The 16,213-nt window shown below is 70.8% G+C and carries 14 protein-coding genes; 9 read left to right on the top strand and 5 right to left on the bottom strand.

The genetic code is table 11. The features are described 5' to 3' along the window. Positions 1-343: 343 nt before the first annotated feature. The gene (locus ABD883_RS02640; protein ID WP_137318858.1) at positions 344-1,297 is read left to right on the top strand and encodes a hypothetical protein; all 954 of its coding nucleotides are present in this window, start codon (positions 344-346) and stop codon (positions 1,295-1,297) included. A 55-nt stretch (positions 1,298-1,352) separates the two neighbouring features. Here ABD883_RS02640 and gabT read toward each other — a convergent pair whose 3' ends face one another. The 5 genes from gabT to ABD883_RS02615 all read right to left on the bottom strand — a co-directional run bounded on the left by gabT (position 1,353) and on the right by ABD883_RS02615 (position 6,688). Continuing rightward, on the bottom strand, positions 1,353-2,717 hold the full coding sequence (gene gabT / locus ABD883_RS02635; RefSeq protein WP_295690214.1) for a 4-aminobutyrate--2-oxoglutarate transaminase: 1,365 nt from the start codon (positions 2,715-2,717) through the stop codon (positions 1,353-1,355). 165 nt (positions 2,718-2,882) lie between these two features. Beyond that, positions 2,883-4,223, bottom strand: coding sequence for a CAF17-like 4Fe-4S cluster assembly/insertion protein YgfZ (ygfZ, locus tag ABD883_RS02630; RefSeq protein ID WP_345029603.1), 1,341 nt, complete (start codon positions 4,221-4,223; stop codon positions 2,883-2,885). 46 nt (positions 4,224-4,269) lie between these two features. Then, a complete protein-coding gene (locus ABD883_RS02625) occupies positions 4,270-5,058 on the bottom strand; it encodes a hypothetical protein (RefSeq protein WP_345029601.1) in 789 nt (262 codons plus the stop codon). Continuing rightward, positions 4,989-5,591 (bottom strand): nitrobindin family protein, encoded by a 603-nt coding sequence (locus ABD883_RS02620; protein WP_345029599.1) that lies wholly within the window; start codon positions 5,589-5,591, stop codon positions 4,989-4,991. Before ABD883_RS02620 ends, ABD883_RS02625 begins: the two co-directional genes overlap by 70 nt. Before the next feature lie 305 nt (positions 5,592-5,896). Continuing rightward, positions 5,897-6,688: an ammonia permease gene (locus tag ABD883_RS02615; protein WP_137318855.1), complete on the bottom strand. Its 792-nt coding sequence runs from the start codon at positions 6,686-6,688 to the stop codon at positions 5,897-5,899. A gap of 196 nt (positions 6,689-6,884) precedes the next feature. Between ABD883_RS02615 and ABD883_RS02610 the strand changes: the two genes are divergently transcribed. The 8 genes from ABD883_RS02610 (at position 6,885) to pstB (ending at position 16,100) form a co-directional block, all read left to right on the top strand. Beyond that, positions 6,885-7,640 (top strand): response regulator transcription factor, encoded by a 756-nt coding sequence (locus ABD883_RS02610; RefSeq protein ID WP_425548411.1) that lies wholly within the window; start codon positions 6,885-6,887, stop codon positions 7,638-7,640. Continuing rightward, positions 7,627-8,541: a mycothiol synthase gene (gene mshD, locus ABD883_RS02605; RefSeq protein WP_345029596.1), complete on the top strand. Its 915-nt coding sequence runs from the start codon at positions 7,627-7,629 to the stop codon at positions 8,539-8,541. Before ABD883_RS02610 ends, mshD begins: the two co-directional genes overlap by 14 nt. After that, positions 8,542-10,686 carry an RNA degradosome polyphosphate kinase gene (locus ABD883_RS02600; RefSeq protein ID WP_345029594.1) on the top strand — a complete coding sequence of 715 codons (2,145 nt, stop codon included), beginning with the start codon at positions 8,542-8,544 and terminating at the stop codon, positions 10,684-10,686. Further along, positions 10,683-11,657 carry an NUDIX hydrolase gene (locus ABD883_RS02595; RefSeq protein ID WP_137318852.1) on the top strand — a complete coding sequence of 325 codons (975 nt, stop codon included), beginning with the start codon at positions 10,683-10,685 and terminating at the stop codon, positions 11,655-11,657. The genes ABD883_RS02600 and ABD883_RS02595 overlap by 4 nt, the downstream gene beginning before the upstream one ends. 218 nt (positions 11,658-11,875) lie before the next feature. Beyond that, complete coding sequence (locus tag ABD883_RS02590; RefSeq protein ID WP_345029591.1) at positions 11,876-12,979, top strand: phosphate ABC transporter substrate-binding protein PstS; 1,104 nt, start codon at positions 11,876-11,878, stop codon at positions 12,977-12,979. Between the two features lie 163 nt (positions 12,980-13,142). After that, positions 13,143-14,114, top strand: a complete 972-nt coding sequence (pstC, locus tag ABD883_RS02585) for a phosphate ABC transporter permease subunit PstC (RefSeq protein WP_247423426.1) — start codon at positions 13,143-13,145, stop codon at positions 14,112-14,114. Further along, positions 14,114-15,286: a phosphate ABC transporter permease PstA gene (gene pstA, locus ABD883_RS02580; RefSeq protein ID WP_247423428.1), complete on the top strand. Its 1,173-nt coding sequence runs from the start codon at positions 14,114-14,116 to the stop codon at positions 15,284-15,286. The genes pstC and pstA overlap by 1 nt, the downstream gene beginning before the upstream one ends. Before the next feature lie 34 nt (positions 15,287-15,320). After that, a complete protein-coding gene (gene pstB, locus ABD883_RS02575) occupies positions 15,321-16,100 on the top strand; it encodes a phosphate ABC transporter ATP-binding protein PstB (protein ID WP_137318848.1) in 780 nt (259 codons plus the stop codon). Positions 16,101-16,213: the final 113 nt, after the last annotated feature.

Raw genomic sequence — 16,213 nt, 5'->3', positions numbered from 1 at the left:
AGCACCCGACGAAACATTCCAAGCCCAGCCCGACCACCCCAGCTCCCCCTCCCGCACGTCGAATGGTCACAGATCCCTGATTCGGAGGTGCGGAATCGTGGATCTGCGACCACCTGAGCACGGCGCAGAGCCGCTGACCGGGTCGCACGTCGTCAGGTCACAGCGGTGCGACGCGAGGTCACCGACAGGCCGACCGCGGAGTGCTGTCCACAGGTCGCGGCGATCGGTCGACCCCGCCGACGCATCGGACTTCACTGGGAGGACCGAACAGGCCCGGCCGCACTCCCGAACGACGGCGGTCCGGCACCCGCACCGCCGCCTGCTCTCCCCCGGAGGACCCCTCATGCACCGACGCCGCGCCGCACCGATCCGCGCGACTCCGCTCGAACTGCCGCGGATCATCACCCGCTCCACTGCGGAAGAGACCGGCCACACCCCGTACTTCTTCGACTCGACGCCGTTGGCCGAACGCAGCATCTACGGCGCTCACGAATCCGCGTCCTCGAGCGAGACCGTGCTCGTCCCCGAGTGGGTCGACGACGGGTGGATCGAGACCTATCGGCGGGCCCGACAGCTCGCGGCAGTGCATCCCGCAGCGGTGTTCTGCTCGCTCACCGCTGCGGAACTCTACGGCCTGCCGCTGCCGGCGCGCCACCGCGGGGGCGCTCTCCATGTCCTCACGCGAGCGACCGGGAACCGCACCCGGATGCGGAACACGATCGGTCATCGCAGCGACCGGCTCCTGGCCCGATCGGTGCACGACCTGCAGCTGAATCATCCGGCCTACGTGCTGCTCGAACTGGCCGGTCTGCTCGACCGGTGGACCCTCGTGCGGGTCTGCGATGCGATCGTGGGCGGATGGAACGGCCCGCCGATGACGACGATCGACGACCTCCGCGCATTCGTCGCCACGCAGCACCGCTACACCGGCAAGCGGACGCTCGTCGACGCCGCGGCGAGCGCACGAGCCGACGTCGATTCCCCGAAGGAGACCGATGTGCGGCTCACCATCGTGCGGGCCGGCCTGCCCGAGCCCGAGGTGCACCCGGAGATCCGGCTCGCCTCCGGCCATCACGTCTTCCCCGACCTCGGATACCGCCGGGAGCGGGTCGTGCTCGAGTACGAGGGACGCCACCACCGGAAGAAGGGCCAGTGGGACTACGACATCGAGCGCTACGACGATCTCCGCGACATCGGGTACCTCGTCATCCGGATCACCTCCACCACCCCGGAATCGACATGGCTGGGAAAGCTCGAGCGCGCACTGGAAACGCGTCAGGTGGTCACAGATCCCTGATTCGGAGGTGCGGAATCGTGGATCTGTGACCACCTGACGGCGGTGCGGGGCGGGCTCAGCCGAGGGCGTCGGCGAAGGCCTCCTCGAGGACGTCGAAGGCCTCGTTGAGGAGCTCGTCGCTGATGGTCAGCGGCGGGAGGAAGCGGAGCACGTTGCCGAAGGTGCCGGTGACGAGCACGAGCACGGCGTTCTTCGCCGCGTACGCCGCCACGGCTTTCGCGAGGTCCGGATTGGGCTCGATCGAATCCCTGGCGACGAGCTCGATCGCCTGCATCGCACCGCGGCCGCGGATGTCGCCGACCTCCGGGTGCTCGGTCTGCAGGCGCACCACGCGCTCGGTGATGATCTCCCCGATCTGCAGCGCGCGGGCGACAAGGTCGTCCTGCTCGTAGGCCTCGATCGCGCCGAGGGCCGCGGCGACCGCGGTCGGGTTGCCGCCGTAGGTGCCGCCGAGTCCGCCGGCGCCCACCGAGTCGATGATCTCCGCGCGGCCGGTCACGGCCGACAGCGGCAGACCGCCGGCGATGCCCTTGGCGGTGGTGACGAGGTCGGGCTCGATGCCCTCCCACTCGCTGGCGAACATCTTCCCGGTGCGGGCGAAACCGGCCTGCACCTCGTCGGCGACGAACACGATGCCGTTGGCGCGCGCGTACTCGACGAGCGCGGGGAGGAAGCCCTCGGCCGGGACGATGAAGCCGCCCTCGCCCTGGATCGGCTCGATGACGAGCGCCGCGACGTTGTCCGCGCCGATCTGCTTGTCGATCATCGTCATCACGCGCTTCGCCGCGTCCTCACCGGACACCTTGGTGCCGGCCGCGTCGTTGTCGCGGTAGGGGTAGGACATCGGGGCGCGGTAGACTTCGCCGGCGAACGGGCCGAAGCCCGCCTTGTAGGGATGGGCCTTCGCGGTCATCGCCATGGTGAGGTTCGTCCGGCCGTGGTAGGCGTGGTCGAACACGACGACGGCGTCGCGACCGGTGTGGGCGCGGGCGATCTTCACCGCGTTCTCCACCGCCTCCGCACCGGAGTTCAGCAGCACGGTGCGCTTGTCGAAGCCGCCCGGGGTGAGCGCGTTGAGCTTCTCCGCGAGCTCGATGTAGCCCTCGTACGGGTTGACCATGAAGCAGGTGTGGGTGAAGGCCGACAGCTGCGCGGCGGCCCGCTCGACGACCCGCGGGTTCGAGTTGCCGACCGTGGTCACGGCGATGCCGGAGCCGAGGTCGATGATCTGGTTGCCGTCGGCGTCCTTGAGGATGCCGCCGCCGGCGGCGACCACATAGGCCGGCAGGCTCGAGGCGACACCGGCCGCGACGGCCTTGGTGCGACGGGCCTCGATCTCCTGCGACCTGGGGCCGGGGATCTCGGTGACGATTCTGCGTTCCTGCGGCAGCGCGGTGCCGCCCAGCTCTGAGGTGCTCATACTGGGCACATTAGACCCATTCCGGCAGGGTTGTCATACCCCGGCACCCTGCCGCAAGACGGGGCGGGGCGCCCGGTCCCGAACCGACCGGACGCCTGCTCGCGCCCCACGCCGAGCGGGTGACGATGATCACCCGGCGGCCGCGCCGACTCCCGGCACCGTGTCTCAGCGGTGGCGCTGGTCGACGTCCCGGTTGATCTTCGGCACACCCGACCGGTTCTCCCGCTGCGCGGCGACGATCGGCTCGGGGGCCGCAGTGATGACCTCTCCGCCGTCGACCTCGACGAGCAGCTGCTCGTCGACCGGCAGGCTGCGCTTGACGAGGGCGAGCGCGATCGGACCCAGCTCGTGGTGGAGGGCGGCCGAGGTGATCCGTCCCACCGCGCGCACCGCACCGCGGACCTCCGCGCGCACCTCGGCATCGGGGGCCGGCAGGGCGTGGGCGGAGCCGTCGAGGTGGAGGAACACGAGGCGCCGGGGCGGCTGTCCGAGGTTGTGGATCCGCGCGACGGCCTCCTGACCGCGGTAGCAGCCCTTCGCGAGGTGGACGGCGGTGCGGAGCACGTCGAGCTCGCCGACGAGCGACTTGTGGTCGACCTCGGGCAGACCGGGCCGCCAGGCCTCGATCCGCAGCGCCTCCCAGGCGTCGCGGCCGACGACCTCGAGGCCGGCGGCGGCCGGGTCCCAGTCCGCGAGCGCGGCCCGGTCGCACACCGCGATCCGGAACGCGTGCTCACCGCCGGGGTGCTCCGGCGAGGCCACGGGCATTCCGAGGTCGAGCGCGGCGTAGGAGGCCGAGCCCTCACCGATCTCCGGCCACGGGTCGGCCCACACGATCGCCGCGGGCAGGCCGCCGGGCACCGCGGCCGAGGCGGGCGCGGCTTGGGCCCGGTCCGTGCCGGCCGCCTGCCCGGCCGGGCCCCCACCGCCGGCCCGGCCCCCGGACCGCTCGGCATCGGGGCGGGCCGCCTCGAGGCGGGCTGCGTCGAAGCCCAGGCACTGGTAGTCGGCGGAGACGTCGGCGAGCTCGACGCGCATCATGAACTTCATCGACTCGAGGAAGCCGAGCGCGGCCGCGGCGTCCCCGTCGGTGAGCAGCCACAGGCGCTCCCCGTCGTCGTGGATGCGCAGCCAGTGCTCGATGTGCCCGGTGGGCGAGAGCACGAGGGTCTCCGTCGACTGTCCGGGGCGCAGGGTGTCGATCTTCTGCGTGGTGAGCGAATTGAGCCAGCTGAGGGCGTCGGGCCCGGTCAGGGTGAGGACGCGGACGGCCTGGAGGTCCGCGACCGCGCGACCCTGCGCGAGCAGGCGCTGCTCGCGCAGCGGGCCGCCGAAGTGGGCGACCTCCCCGGCGTGCGCGCCCTCCCCCATGACGGCGCTCGAGCGTGGGAAGCGCAGGACGTTGGGCAGCACGGGAGCGGGAGCCGGCGCCTCGGCCTGCGGCACCTGCGCACCGGTCGGGGCTCGGGGCTCGCGCTCCTCGGGGGCGGCGGGGTGCTGGGTCATCGTCGTGCTCCTCTCGGTCTCGCTGCGGGGTGTCGCACCGGGGTGCTCACACGAGGTTGCGGATGAGGTCGAGGAGATCGAAGTTCTCGATCCCGTCCCGGACCCGCTCCTGCAGATCGCTGAAGGTCTTGCGGACCGGCGCCACCCGGCCGTAGGCGTCGTCGAGGGCGAGCTCGAGCTCCTCGATCGCATCGCGCACCGCCGGCAGCAGGCCGTCGGTGTCGATCTCCGAGATCGCCGTGCGCACCTCGCCCAGCCGATCGATCGCGCCGGGGGCGGCCCGGATGACGTCCACCGAGTCCTCGATCGTCGTGCGCCATTCGCCCACCGTACTGCCCGGGTCGCGCAGGCGCAGCGTCTCGAAGTCGAGGAGCACGGCGGCGTCGCTGAGGACGGGGGCGACCTCCTCGGTGAGGACCTGCATCTGGTCCACGGCGGTCGCGGTGGCGGTGAGGTTGCGGCCCAGCCAGGGGACGGCGGTGAGCTGGGCGAGCGGCACCTCGGCGAGCTCCGCCTCGGCCTGATCGAGCTCGGACCGGGCGCGGTCGAGGTGGCCGGGCAGCGCCGCAGGATCCTCGGCGAGGGCCATCATGTAGTCCTCGGCGGCGGCCGAGGCGGCCTCGAGATGGCCGATGAGCGCGTTGACCCGGACCGTGGTCAGGGCCGCGAACGCGATGAGTGCGAGCAGGACGACGGCGAGGACGAGGGCGACCGCGCGGGTACGCGCCCGGCGAGCCGGACGAGCGCCGATCTCCGAGGAGGGGATCAGGAGACCTTCTTGAGGCGGGCCGAAGCGTGCGTGGTGATGTCCTGGCCGAGTGCGGCCATGTCCCACGCCCACATGAGCTCACCGTCGACGAGGCCGTACATCCGCGTCGAAGCGGTGTACTCCTTCGCCGTGGTGGTGCGGGCGACGACATCCGTGGCGAGGTCGATCCGGGGGCCGGCGACCCGGCCGGCGTAGAGCTCCATGACGCCGTGCGGGTGGGCGATCTCGACCTCGATCTCGAAGTCGCCGTCCGCGCCCCGCAGGCCCTCGACGGATTCCGCCGTGGTGAAGGGGGACTCCTCGGTGGGGACCATGAGGCCGGGGCCGGCGTCGTACTCGCGCCGCGGCCGGACGAGCTGCCAGATCCCGGTCTCCAGGGTCAGGGTGTCCGCCGGGCGGCCGTCCTCGTCGAGCAGCCAGGCCTGGGCGGTGTAGTGGAGGAACGGGGCCCGAGCGGGTGCGACGAAGTCGATGCGCTGGCCGAACTGCCGCTCCGGTGTGCCCGGGTACCCGACCACGCCCACGCCCTCCCAGGAGCCCAGCAGCCACGACAGCGGCACGAGCTCCGGCTGGAGGTCCGGGTCGAGTTCGATCGGCATGCGGTCAGCGGGGGGTCTTGAAGAGGTTGGTGATGACCTTGACGGCCACCCCGGCAGCACCGAGACCGGCGAGCGCGACGAGCGCGGTGAAGATGATTTCGAGCATCACGAGGTTGTCCATGGCGCCCATTGTACCCATCGGCCCCACCGCGCGCACGGTATCTCCCGAGGTCGGACGAGGCTCGGGACGGGGCGCGCCGCCGGTCTGCGGGGGCGGGCGCCGCGAGGTGTCGGTGAGTACCTCGAGCGGGCAGCGCGCACCTCAGCGGGACGTCGGAGAGCACCTCGAACGGGCAGCGCGCGCTTCAGCGGAAGAGGAGGATCCGCTCGATGACGTAGACGACGATCCCGCCGAGCGCGATCGGTGCCGCACCGAGTGCCATCTGCACGGTGAGCAGGCGCGCCTTGTCCCGGCGCCGCTCCTTCCGCAGCTCGCGGGTCTGCAGGCGGCTGCGGGCGACGAGGCCGAGGATCCGGTCCGTCGCGGCGACGAGCAGGCCCATGGCGAAGCCGAGGCCCACCGCGCCCCACAGGTTCAGGCTGCCGTCGACCATGATCGTCGCGGTCACGGCGGCGCCGAGCACGGCCAGGAGCAGGGCCAGCGGCGAGGTGTAGCGCGGCGGCCAGGGCACCACGGTCGCCGCCTGGGCGAGGAGGATCGCGACGAGGCCGACGATCACCGCCTCCTTGTCCCCGGGCACCTGGATCGCCCCGACCCAGCTGGCCGCCGACAGCACGATGACGAGCCCGGCGACCTGGGCGGACACGTTGACGACCGCGTGCGAGGCACCGATCCCGCGCACGAGGTTCTGCACGAAGGCCCAGAGCAGGCCGACGCCGGCGACGATCGGCAGCCAGTCGAGGTACGGCGCGGTGGGGGCGAACCACACCGTGGCCATGCCGACGACGCCGAGCACGAGGAGCATGAGCGTGGTCGCGCGCGGCTGCGGGGAGTCGGTGAGGCGGGGCCAGCCGTAGGCGAGCGCCGCGACGACGACGAGACACGCCAGCGCGAAGGGCATGATGCCGAAGTAGATGGAGACGCCGAGGGCCGCCGTCAGGCACAGGGCGACCACGATCCGGATCCAACGCATCATCCCCCCATCCTGCCAAACCGCCGGCGCAGGCGGTATTCGGTGCTCGTCGGCACGCCGACACCGGAGCCCGGATCCGCTCGACCCGGGCGACCGCCCCGGCACCCGTCCCGCCCGCCGGTCCGGCAGGTGAGGCGACCGGGCCGCCCGGTATACTCGCCAGGGCCAGGACAGGTTCGATGCAGGAGGTGCCGACAGCGTGCGCATACTCCATATCGCCCCGGAGGGCCAGGGCATCGCCCCGGAGGGCCACGGACGCGACTGCGCTGCTTTGCCCGCACTCGACTACCTGCCGCACACCGTCCACTCCGCATGCCCGGACCCGGCGTCCCTGCTCGCCGCCCCACCGGCCGACGTCGCGCTCCTCGATGCGACCGGGGACCTCGGCCTCGCTCCCACCATGGCCTCGCGGCTGGCCACGGTGGGCATCGATCTGCCGCTCATCATCGTCCTCACCGAGGGCGGCCTCGCCGCGGCCAATCCGAGCTGGAACGCCGTCGACATCGTCCTCACCACCGCCGGACCGGCGGAGATCGACGCCCGCCTGCGCCTGGCGGAGATGCGCGCGGTGCCCCGCGAGCCCGCCGACTCCCCCGTGGTCGCCGGCTCCCTCGTGATCGACGAGGGCAGCTACACCGCCTCCGTCGCCGGCCGCCCGATCGACCTCACCTACAAGGAGTTCGAGCTCCTCAAGTTCCTCGCCCAGCACCCCGACCGCGTCTTCACCCGCGCCCAGCTGCTCCAGGACGTGTGGGGCTACGACTACTACGGGGGCACGCGCACCGTCGACGTCCACATCCGGCGCCTGCGCGCCAAGCTCGGCTCGGAGCTCGAGTCCGCGATCCACACCGTGCGCAACGTCGGATACCGCTTCAGCCCCCCGGCGGCCCCCGAGCCGGTCGTGGCCCTCGCCTCCCCCATCCACTCACCGGAGGACACCGATGTCAGCGCCTGAGATCCGCCCCGCGACCGCCGCGCCGGACACCCTGCCAGCCCTGCTCGCCGCCGCCACCCGGGCCGACGGCTCCCCACCCCTGTCCGACGGGCTCCTCGAGGCGCTCGCGCAGCCCGCCGCCGGCACCCGGATGTGGACGGCGACCGACGGTGCGGAGCTCCTGGGCTTCGGAGTCGCCGCGGCCCAGGGGGAGCGCGGCGCCGCCGAGGCGACCGTGGCCCCGGCCGTGCGCGGCACCGGACTCGGCGGGGACCTCGTGCGCACCATGGACGCCGACCTCGCCGCCGCCGAGGAACCGGCCTGGTTCTGGTCGCACGGCGACCACCCGGCCGCCGCCCACCTCGCTGCCGAGCTCGGCTACACCCGCGGTCGCGAGCTCCTGCAGCTGCGCACCGACCCCGTGGCCGAGCTCGACCTGCCTGCGCCCGCACCCCCGGCCGGGGTGACGATCCGCCCGTTCGCCCCCGGCGACGAGGACGAGTGGCTGCGGGTGAACAACGCCGCCTTCGACTGGCACCCCGAGCAGGGCCGGCAGACGCGCGCCGATCTCGACGCGATCGTCACCGCGCCCGGGTTCGTCCCGGCCGACGTCCTCATCGCCGAGCGCGAGGACCGGGTCATCGGCTTCCACCACACCAAGCTCCACCGCGACCACCCCTCCGGCGCCGCCACCGGTGAGGTCTACGTCATCGGCGTCGACCCCGCCGTGCACGCCTCGGGGGTGGGCCGCGCCCTCACCGTCGCCGGCATGCACCACCTCGTCGGCTCCGGGGCCGAGGTCGTCGAGCTCTACGTCGAGAGCGACAACACCCCGGCGCGCCGCCTCTACGAGTCGCTCGGCTTCGTCCACACGATCGTCCACGTGAGCTACGCACCGCCGGCCACCGCACAGGAGTCCTGAATGTACGACGTATCGGCCTTCGGGCTCGAGCACGAGCTGCCCGCTCCGCCCGACCGGTTCCTCGATCGCGAGCTCAGCTGGCTGGCGTTCAATGAGCGGGTCCTCGAGCTCGCCGCCGACACCTCGATCCCGCTCCTCGAGCGGGCGAACTTCCTCAGCATCTTCGCGTCCAACCTCGACGAGTTCTTCATGGTCCGCGTCGCCGGCCTCAAGCGCCGGATCGCCACCGGGCTCGCTGTGCCGTCGATCACCGGCGCCCAGCCGCGGGCCGTCATGCGCTCGCTCGGCAAGCACGCGCACGTCCTCATGGAGCGCCACTCCGAGCTGCTCAAGACCGACATCGGCCCCAAGCTCGACGCCGAGGGGATCTTCTCCGTGTCGATCGCCGACCTCACCGCCGACGAGCGGGCGAAGGTCGACGAGTTCTTCGAGTCCCGCGTGTTCCCCGTCCTCACCCCGCTCGCCGTCGACCCCGCGCACCCCTTCCCCTATATCTCCGGGCTCTCGCTCAACCTCGGCGTGCTGCTGCGGCACCCGCAGTCCGGGGCGGAGCTGTTCGCCCGGGTCAAGGTCCCGCAGGTGCTGCCCCGGTTCATCAACGTCTCGGAGACCGCGGACTCCCGGCAGGTGAGCCCGGAGTTCCCGGCGCGGTTCATCGCGCTCGAGGAGATCATCGCCGCCCACCTCGACCGGCTGTTCGAGGGCATGGAGATCGTCGACCACTCGCTGTTCCGGGTCACCCGCAACGAGGACGTCGAGGTCGAGGAGGACGACGCGGAGAACCTCCTCAAGGCCCTCGAGAAGGAGCTGCTGCGCCGCCGCTTCGGACCGGCCGTGCGCCTCGAGGTGACCGACGACCTCCACCCGCGGGTGCGCGAGATCCTCACCCGCGAGCTCGGCATCGACGAATCCGAGATCTACGAGCTGCCCACCCCGCTCGATCTCCGCGGACTGTCCGAGATCACCGACATCAGCCGCGACGATCTCCACTTCCCCAAGGCGGTCCCGGCGATGAACCGGGACCTGTCGCGGGCGGAGACCTCCGAGCAGGTCGACATCTTCGAGGCGGTGAGCGAGCGCGACATCCTCCTCCACCACCCCTACGACTCGTTCTCCACGAGCGTCCAGGCGTTCCTCGAGCAGGCGGCCGCGGACCCCAAGGTGCTCGCGATCAAGCAGACCCTCTACCGCACCTCGGGCGACTCCCCGATCATCGACGCGCTCGTCGACGCCGCCCAGGCCGGCAAGCAGGTGCTCGCGGTCGTCGAGATCAAGGCGCGCTTCGACGAGGAGGCGAACATCACCTGGGCGCGCAAGCTCGAGCGCGCCGGGGTGCATGTGGTCTACGGCATCGTCGGCCTCAAGACCCACGCGAAGCTCTGCCTCGTCATCCGCCAGGAATCCACCGGGCTCGTGCGCTACTGCCACGTGGGCACCGGGAACTACCACCCCAAGACGGCCCGCGGGTACGAGGACTTCGGACTGCTCACCCGCGACCCGGAGGTCGGCCAGGACCTCACCAAGCTCTTCAACCAGCTCTCCGGCTACGCCCCGCACGCCGACTACTCCCGGCTCCTCGTCGCCCCCAACCGGGTCCGCGCGGGCCTCATCGAGCTCATCGAGTCCGAGACCGAGCACGCCCGGGCCGGGTGTGAGGGGCGGATCCGGATCAAGGTCAACTCGATCGTCGACGAGCCGATCATCGATGCCCTGTACCTCGCCTCGCGGGCCGGGGTGCGGATCGAGCTGTTCGTGCGCGGCATCTGCGCCATCCGCCCCGGGATCCCGGGGCTGAGCGAGAACATCACGGTGCGCTCGATCCTCGGCCGCTACCTCGAGCACTCGCGGATCTTCGTGTTCGGCACCGGCGACCGGATGGTCGCCTACATCGGCTCGGCCGACCTCATGCACCGCAACCTCGACCGCCGGGTCGAGGCGCTCGTGCGGCTGTCCGCCGCCGAGCACATCGCGGAGGTCGACGGCCTGTTCGACCTCGCGTTCGCCCCGACCACCTCCTCGTTCCACCTGGGCGCCGGTGGGATCTGGTCCCGGCACTCGCGCGGCCCGGACGGGGAGCCGCTCACCGACTACCAGTCCGAGCTCATCCGCCGGCACCACCGGCGCCGGGCGGTGGACCGCGCATGAGTCCCAGCGCAGTCACCAACGCCGAGGAGTCCGCCCGCCTCCAGGCCGATGTGCTCGCTGCCGGCGCCGTGTGCTGGCGCGAGGGCGCGAGCGGCCTCGAGGTGCTGCTCGTCCACCGGCCCCGCTACGACGACTGGTCGTGGCCGAAGGGGAAGGTCGACAAGGGCGAGACGCTGCCGGAGTGCGCGGTGCGCGAGGTCGCGGAGGAGACCGGGTACCCGATCCACCTCGGCCTGCCCATGCCCTCGGCCCGCTACACCGTGGGCCGGTCCCTGACCAAGCACGTGAGCTACTGGGCGGCCGAGGTGAAGAGCGAGAAGCGACCGCGGCCCGACAACCCCAAAGAGATCGACCGCGCGGAGTGGTTCCCGGCCGGCGTGGCCCGCGGCAAGCTCACCCGGTTCGCCGACCGCGAGCAGCTCGACCGGCTCGAGCACGCGCACTCGACCGGCGCGCTGCGCGCCTGGGCGCTCATCATCGTGCGCCACGGCAAGGCGTTCCCCCGCTCCAAATGGCACGAGACCGAGCACGTGCGGCCGCTGCTCGCACTCGGCACCCGGCAGGCCATGGCGCTCACCGGCCTGCTCGCCGCGTGGCGCATCAAGCGCGTGGTGTCGAGCCCGTGGAAGCGCTGCGTGGCGACGCTCAAGCCCTACGCCGCCTCGGCCGGGAAGAGCATCAGGACGGCCGGGCCGCTGAGCGAGAAGGCCAACGCGGCGAAGCCGAAGAAGACCGCGCAGACCCTGGAGAAGATCCTCGAGAAGGGCCGGCCGACGGTGCTGTGCACCCACCGCCCCGTGCTCCCGACGGTGCTCACCACGCTCGCCGAGCACGCCCCGGCCGGGCTCGCCGAGCGGCTGCCGGGCAAGGACCCGTACATGAACCCCGGAGAGATCCTCGTCGCATACGTCCGGCCCGGGCCGGTTCCCCGGATCGTCGAGTTCGAGCGGTACCGACCGATCGACGCCTGAGCGGCCGCCTCGGGCACGGCCCCGGATCAGGGAGTGAGGAGAGCTGCGAGGCGCGGATCACCGACTGTGATCAACGCCTCAGCACTTGGCGGCCGAGTTGTGCCCCCGTTTACCGTCCGTTCACCTTCCGAGGGCCTCACGGTCACGCATCGCTCCTAGCGTATGGATGTACGCGGGGCGCTGCCCCGGTCTGAAGCTCCTCGACGAAAGGCATCTTCGTGAAGATCACGCGACTTGCTCCTGCTGCGGCTCTCCTCGCCGTCGGCGCCCTGACCCTGTCCGCCTGCGGCGGCTCCAACGGCGGCTCCAACGGCGGAGGTGAAGGCGGAGAGGGCGGCGACAGCGGCTCGATCGCCGGCACCCTCATCGGCGGCGGCGCCTCCTCGCAGGAATCGGCCATGACCGCCTGGGTCGAGGGCGTCAAGGGCGAGCACGCCGACCTCACCGTCCAGTACGACCCGGTGGGCTCCGGCTCGGGCCGCGAGGGCTTCCTCAACGGCCAGTACTCCTTCGCCGGCTCGGACGCCGCGATGGACGACGACGAGAAGAGCCAGGCCGAGTCGATCTGCGGCCCCGAGGGCGTCTTCCACGTCCCGGCCTACATCTCCCCCGTCGCCGTGGCCTACAACCTGCCCGAGGTCTCCGAGGCCGTGAAGATGGACGCCGACACCATCGCCAAGGTCTTCACCGGTGAGATCAGCAAGTGGAACGACGAGGCCATCGCCTCGCAGAACGAGGGCGTCGAGCTCCCCGACCTGGACATCACCGTCGTCCACCGCGCCGACGACTCGGGCACCACCGAGAACTTCACCGAGTACCTCGCCGCCGCCGCACCCGACTCCTGGACCCACGACGTCGTCGAGGCCTGGCCCTCCGACATCGCCGCCGAGTCCGCCCAGCAGACCTCCGGCGTCGTGTCGCTGACCAACTCGACCGAGGGTGCCATCACCTACGCCGACGCCTCGCAGGTCGGCGAGCTCGGCACCGTGGCCGTGGGCGTGGGCGAGGAGTACGTCGAGTACTCCGCCGATGCCGCCGCGCAGGCCGTCGAGTCGGCCGAGCAGGCCGAGGACGGCTCCGTCGAGCTCGACCGCGACACCGAGGAAGCCGGCGTCTACCCGATCGTCCTCGTGTCGTACCACATCTACTGCAAGCAGTACCAGGACCAGGAGACCGCGGACCTCGCGAAGGCCTTCGCGACCTACGTCGTCTCCGAGGCCGGCCAGTCCGAGGCCGAGGGCGCTGCGGGATCGGCTCCGATCTCCGCCGGCACCCGCGATGCGGCCATGCAGTCCATCGATGCGATCGGCGTCCAGGGCTGATAGTGTCCACCACCTGCGGCGATCACTGACGATGCAGCCACCGGGTCACAGCTCCATCTGACCCGGTGGCTGCATTGCGCAGGTTGCACATCGATCGCCGCCCTGTCGTTCCACCCACCCGTGAGCGGATCAGCGCCGACCGGGGCAAACCGAGGAAGTCATCGTGACTCAAACAGCTTCTGCAGAGCCGAAGAAGGGTTCGGCTCTCAAGAGATCCCGCGGCGGGGCCGCCGGTGACAAGGTGTTCTCCAACACCGCGCTCGCCGCCGGCGTCATCATCCTCCTGGTGCTGGCATTCGTCGCCATCTTCCTGGTCACCGAGTCGCTCCCCGCGCTCTGGCCCCAGGTCTTCTCCGACCACGACTCGATCGAGAGCGCCGACACCTTCGGCCAGTACGTGCTGCCCCTCATGGGCGGCACGGTCCTCGCCTCGATCATCGCGCTCATCCTCGCCACCCCCGTGGCCGTCGGCATCGCGCTCTACATCTCGCACTACGCGCCGCGGAAGATCGCCACCCCGGTCGGCTACGTCATCGACCTCCTCGCCGCGATCCCCTCGGTCGTCTACGGCGCCTGGGGCATGACCTTCCTCGCCGCCTCGATGGTGCCGATCTACGGGTGGCTGCACAACAACCTCGGCTTCATCCCCTTCTTCGCCGGGGACCCCTCGACCACCGGACGCACCCTGCTCACCTCGGGCGTCGTGCTCGCGGTGATGATCCTGCCGATCATCACCTCGCTGTGCCGCGAGATCTTCATCCAGACGCCCAAGCTCCACGAGGAGGCGGCGCTCGCGCTCGGCGCCACCCGCTGGGAGATGATCAAGATGACCGTCTTCCCGTTCGCCCGTGCCGGCATCATCTCCTCCGTCATGCTCGGCCTCGGCCGCGCTCTCGGCGAGACCATGGCCGTCACCCTCGTGCTGTCGCCCGGTGTGTTCTCGCTCAGCCTCATCACCTCGGGCCGCAACGCGACGATCCCCTCGGAGATCGCGCTCAACTTCCCCGAGGCCTTCGGCATGCGCCAGTCGGAGCTCATCGCAGCCGGCCTCATGCTGTTCATCATCACCCTCGTGGTCAACATGATCGCCCGCTGGATCGTGAGCCGCCACAAGGAATTCTCGGGAGCCAACTGATGAAGACGACCGATACCGCAGCGCCGGACCCGCGCACGCAGGTCAAGAAGAAGAACGCGCTCACCGCCGGCCAGAAGCCCGCGTGGACCTGGATCGCCGTGCTCGTCGGGGCGCTCGTCCTCGCCGGGGTCGTCACCGCGGTGCTCAGCGGCGGATTCAACTGGCCCGGCTTCGTCATCCTCACTGGCGTGTTCTACGTCATCGCGATGTACATCGTCACCCTCGTCGTGGAGAACCGCCGCCGGGCGACCGACGGCCTGTGGAAGAACCTCGTGTGGGGCGCGTTCCTCGTCGCGCTGCTCCCCCTGATCTCGGTGATCTGGACCGTCGTGGGCCAGGGCCTGCCGACCCTGCTCGCCAACCCGAACATGCTGTGGGTCGACATGGGCGGCGTCACCGGCGCCTCCGACCAGGCCACGGTGAATGAGGGCGCCCCGCTCATGGGCGGCTTCCTCCACGGCCTCATCGGCTCGGTGGCGATCACCGCGATCGCCACGCTGATCTCGGTGCCGATCGGCCTCATGGCCTCGATCTACCTCGTCGAGTACTCCCGCGGCGGCTGGTTCTCGAAGGCCATCACGTTCTTCGTCGACGTCATGACGGGCATCCCGTCGATCGTCGCCGGCCTGTTCGCCTTCGCCGCCGTGCAGCTGTTCATCACGACGTTCATCGGCGAAGGCCCGGCACAGCTGCAGATGGTGAAGATGGGCCTCACGGCCGCGATCGCACTGTCGGTGCTCATGATCCCCGTGGTCGTGCGGTCGACGGAGGAGATGCTGCGGGTCGTCCCCAACGAGCTCCGCGAGGCCTCCTACGCGCTCGGCGTGCGCAAGTGGCGCACGATCCTCAAGGTCGTGCTCCCCACTGCGATGTCCGGCATCGCCTCGGGCGTCACCCTGGCGATCGCCCGCGTCACCGGTGAGACCGCTCCGATCCTCGTCACCGCGGGCTTCGCGGCCACGGTCAACTGGAACGTGTTCTCCGGCTGGATGACCGCCCTGCCGGTCTACATCTACCGCCAGCTCGTCAACCCGACCGCTCCGTCCGCGGCGGAGCCCTCCGCTCTGCGCGCCTGGGCCGCGGCCCTCGTGCTCATCATCATCGTCATGGTGCTCAACCTCATCGCCCGCATCATCGCCCAGGCCTTCGCGCCCAAGAAGACCGGCCGCTGAGTCGCGGTCCGACTGAATCCCAGGAAGAGATCTCATGTCCAAGCGCATCGACGCCCGTAACCTCAACGTCTACTACAGCAAGTTCCTTGCGGTGGAGGACGTCAACATCAACATCGAGCCGCGCTCGGTGACCGCGTTCATCGGTCCGTCCGGCTGCGGCAAGACCACCTTCCTCCGCACCATCAACCGCATGCACGAGGTCATCCCCGGCGCCTACGCCGAGGGTGAGCTGCTCCTTGACGGCGACAACATCTACGCCCCCGGCGTGGACCCGGTCAACGTCCGCGCGATGGTCGGCATGGTGTTCCAGCGGCCCAACCCGTTCCCGACGATGTCGATCCGCGACAACATCCTCGCCGGCCACCGGCTCAACGGCGCGCGGATGTCGCGCTCGGAGGCCGACGACATCGTCGAGCGCTCCCTGCGCGGTTCGAACCTGTGGAACGAGGTCAAGGACCGCCTGGACCGCCCCGGCTCCGGTCTGTCCGGCGGTCAGCAGCAGCGTCTGTGCATCGCCCGCACGATCGCCGTCTCGCCCGATGTCATCCTCATGGACGAGCCGTGCTCCGCTCTCGACCCGATCTCCACGCTCGCGATCGAGGACCTCATCAACGATCTCAAGGAGGAGTACACGGTCGTCATCGTCACGCACAACATGCAGCAGGCCGCGCGCGTGGCGGACAAGACCGCGTTCTTCAACATCGCCGGCACCGGCAAGCCCGGCAAGCTCATCGAGTACGACGACACGAGCACGATCTTCTCCAACCCGGCGAACGAGGAGACCCAGAACTACATCTCCGGTCGCTTCGGCTGAGCTGAGGCCCGTGTCCCGGAACTGAACTCCGCCCGGGATCCGACGCGCCACGACTGCCGCGCAGCGCTGTCCGACGACAGTCCTGCGCGGCAGTCCGCATTCATCCCGACGCA

Origin of the sequence: Brevibacterium pityocampae, assembly GCF_039541555.1 — a bacterium.
GTDB lineage: Bacteria > Actinomycetota > Actinomycetes > Actinomycetales > Brevibacteriaceae > Brevibacterium > Brevibacterium pityocampae.
The sequence above is the reverse complement of the archived record's forward strand: the minus strand, read 5'-3'. Positions and strand labels throughout refer to the sequence as shown.

Excerpts from the sequence above, each read along its gene's own strand:
- ABD883_RS02640 (WP_137318858.1), top strand. The coding sequence starts at position 344 with ATGCACCGACGCCGCGCCGCACCGATCCGCGCGACTCCGCTCGAACTG.
- gabT (WP_295690214.1), bottom strand. The coding sequence starts at position 2,717 with ATGAGCACCTCAGAGCTGGGCGGCACCGCGCTGCCGCAGGAACGCAGA.
- ygfZ (WP_345029603.1), bottom strand. The coding sequence starts at position 4,223 with ATGACCCAGCACCCCGCCGCCCCCGAGGAGCGCGAGCCCCGAGCCCCG.
- ABD883_RS02620 (WP_345029599.1), bottom strand. The coding sequence starts at position 5,591 with ATGCCGATCGAACTCGACCCGGACCTCCAGCCGGAGCTCGTGCCGCTG.
- ABD883_RS02615 (WP_137318855.1), bottom strand. The coding sequence starts at position 6,688 with ATGATGCGTTGGATCCGGATCGTGGTCGCCCTGTGCCTGACGGCGGCC.
- mshD (WP_345029596.1), top strand. The coding sequence starts at position 7,627 with ATGTCAGCGCCTGAGATCCGCCCCGCGACCGCCGCGCCGGACACCCTG.
- ABD883_RS02600 (WP_345029594.1), top strand. The coding sequence starts at position 8,542 with ATGTACGACGTATCGGCCTTCGGGCTCGAGCACGAGCTGCCCGCTCCG.
- ABD883_RS02595 (WP_137318852.1), top strand. The coding sequence starts at position 10,683 with ATGAGTCCCAGCGCAGTCACCAACGCCGAGGAGTCCGCCCGCCTCCAG.
- pstA (WP_247423428.1), top strand. The coding sequence starts at position 14,114 with ATGAAGACGACCGATACCGCAGCGCCGGACCCGCGCACGCAGGTCAAG.
- pstB (WP_137318848.1), top strand. The coding sequence starts at position 15,321 with ATGTCCAAGCGCATCGACGCCCGTAACCTCAACGTCTACTACAGCAAG.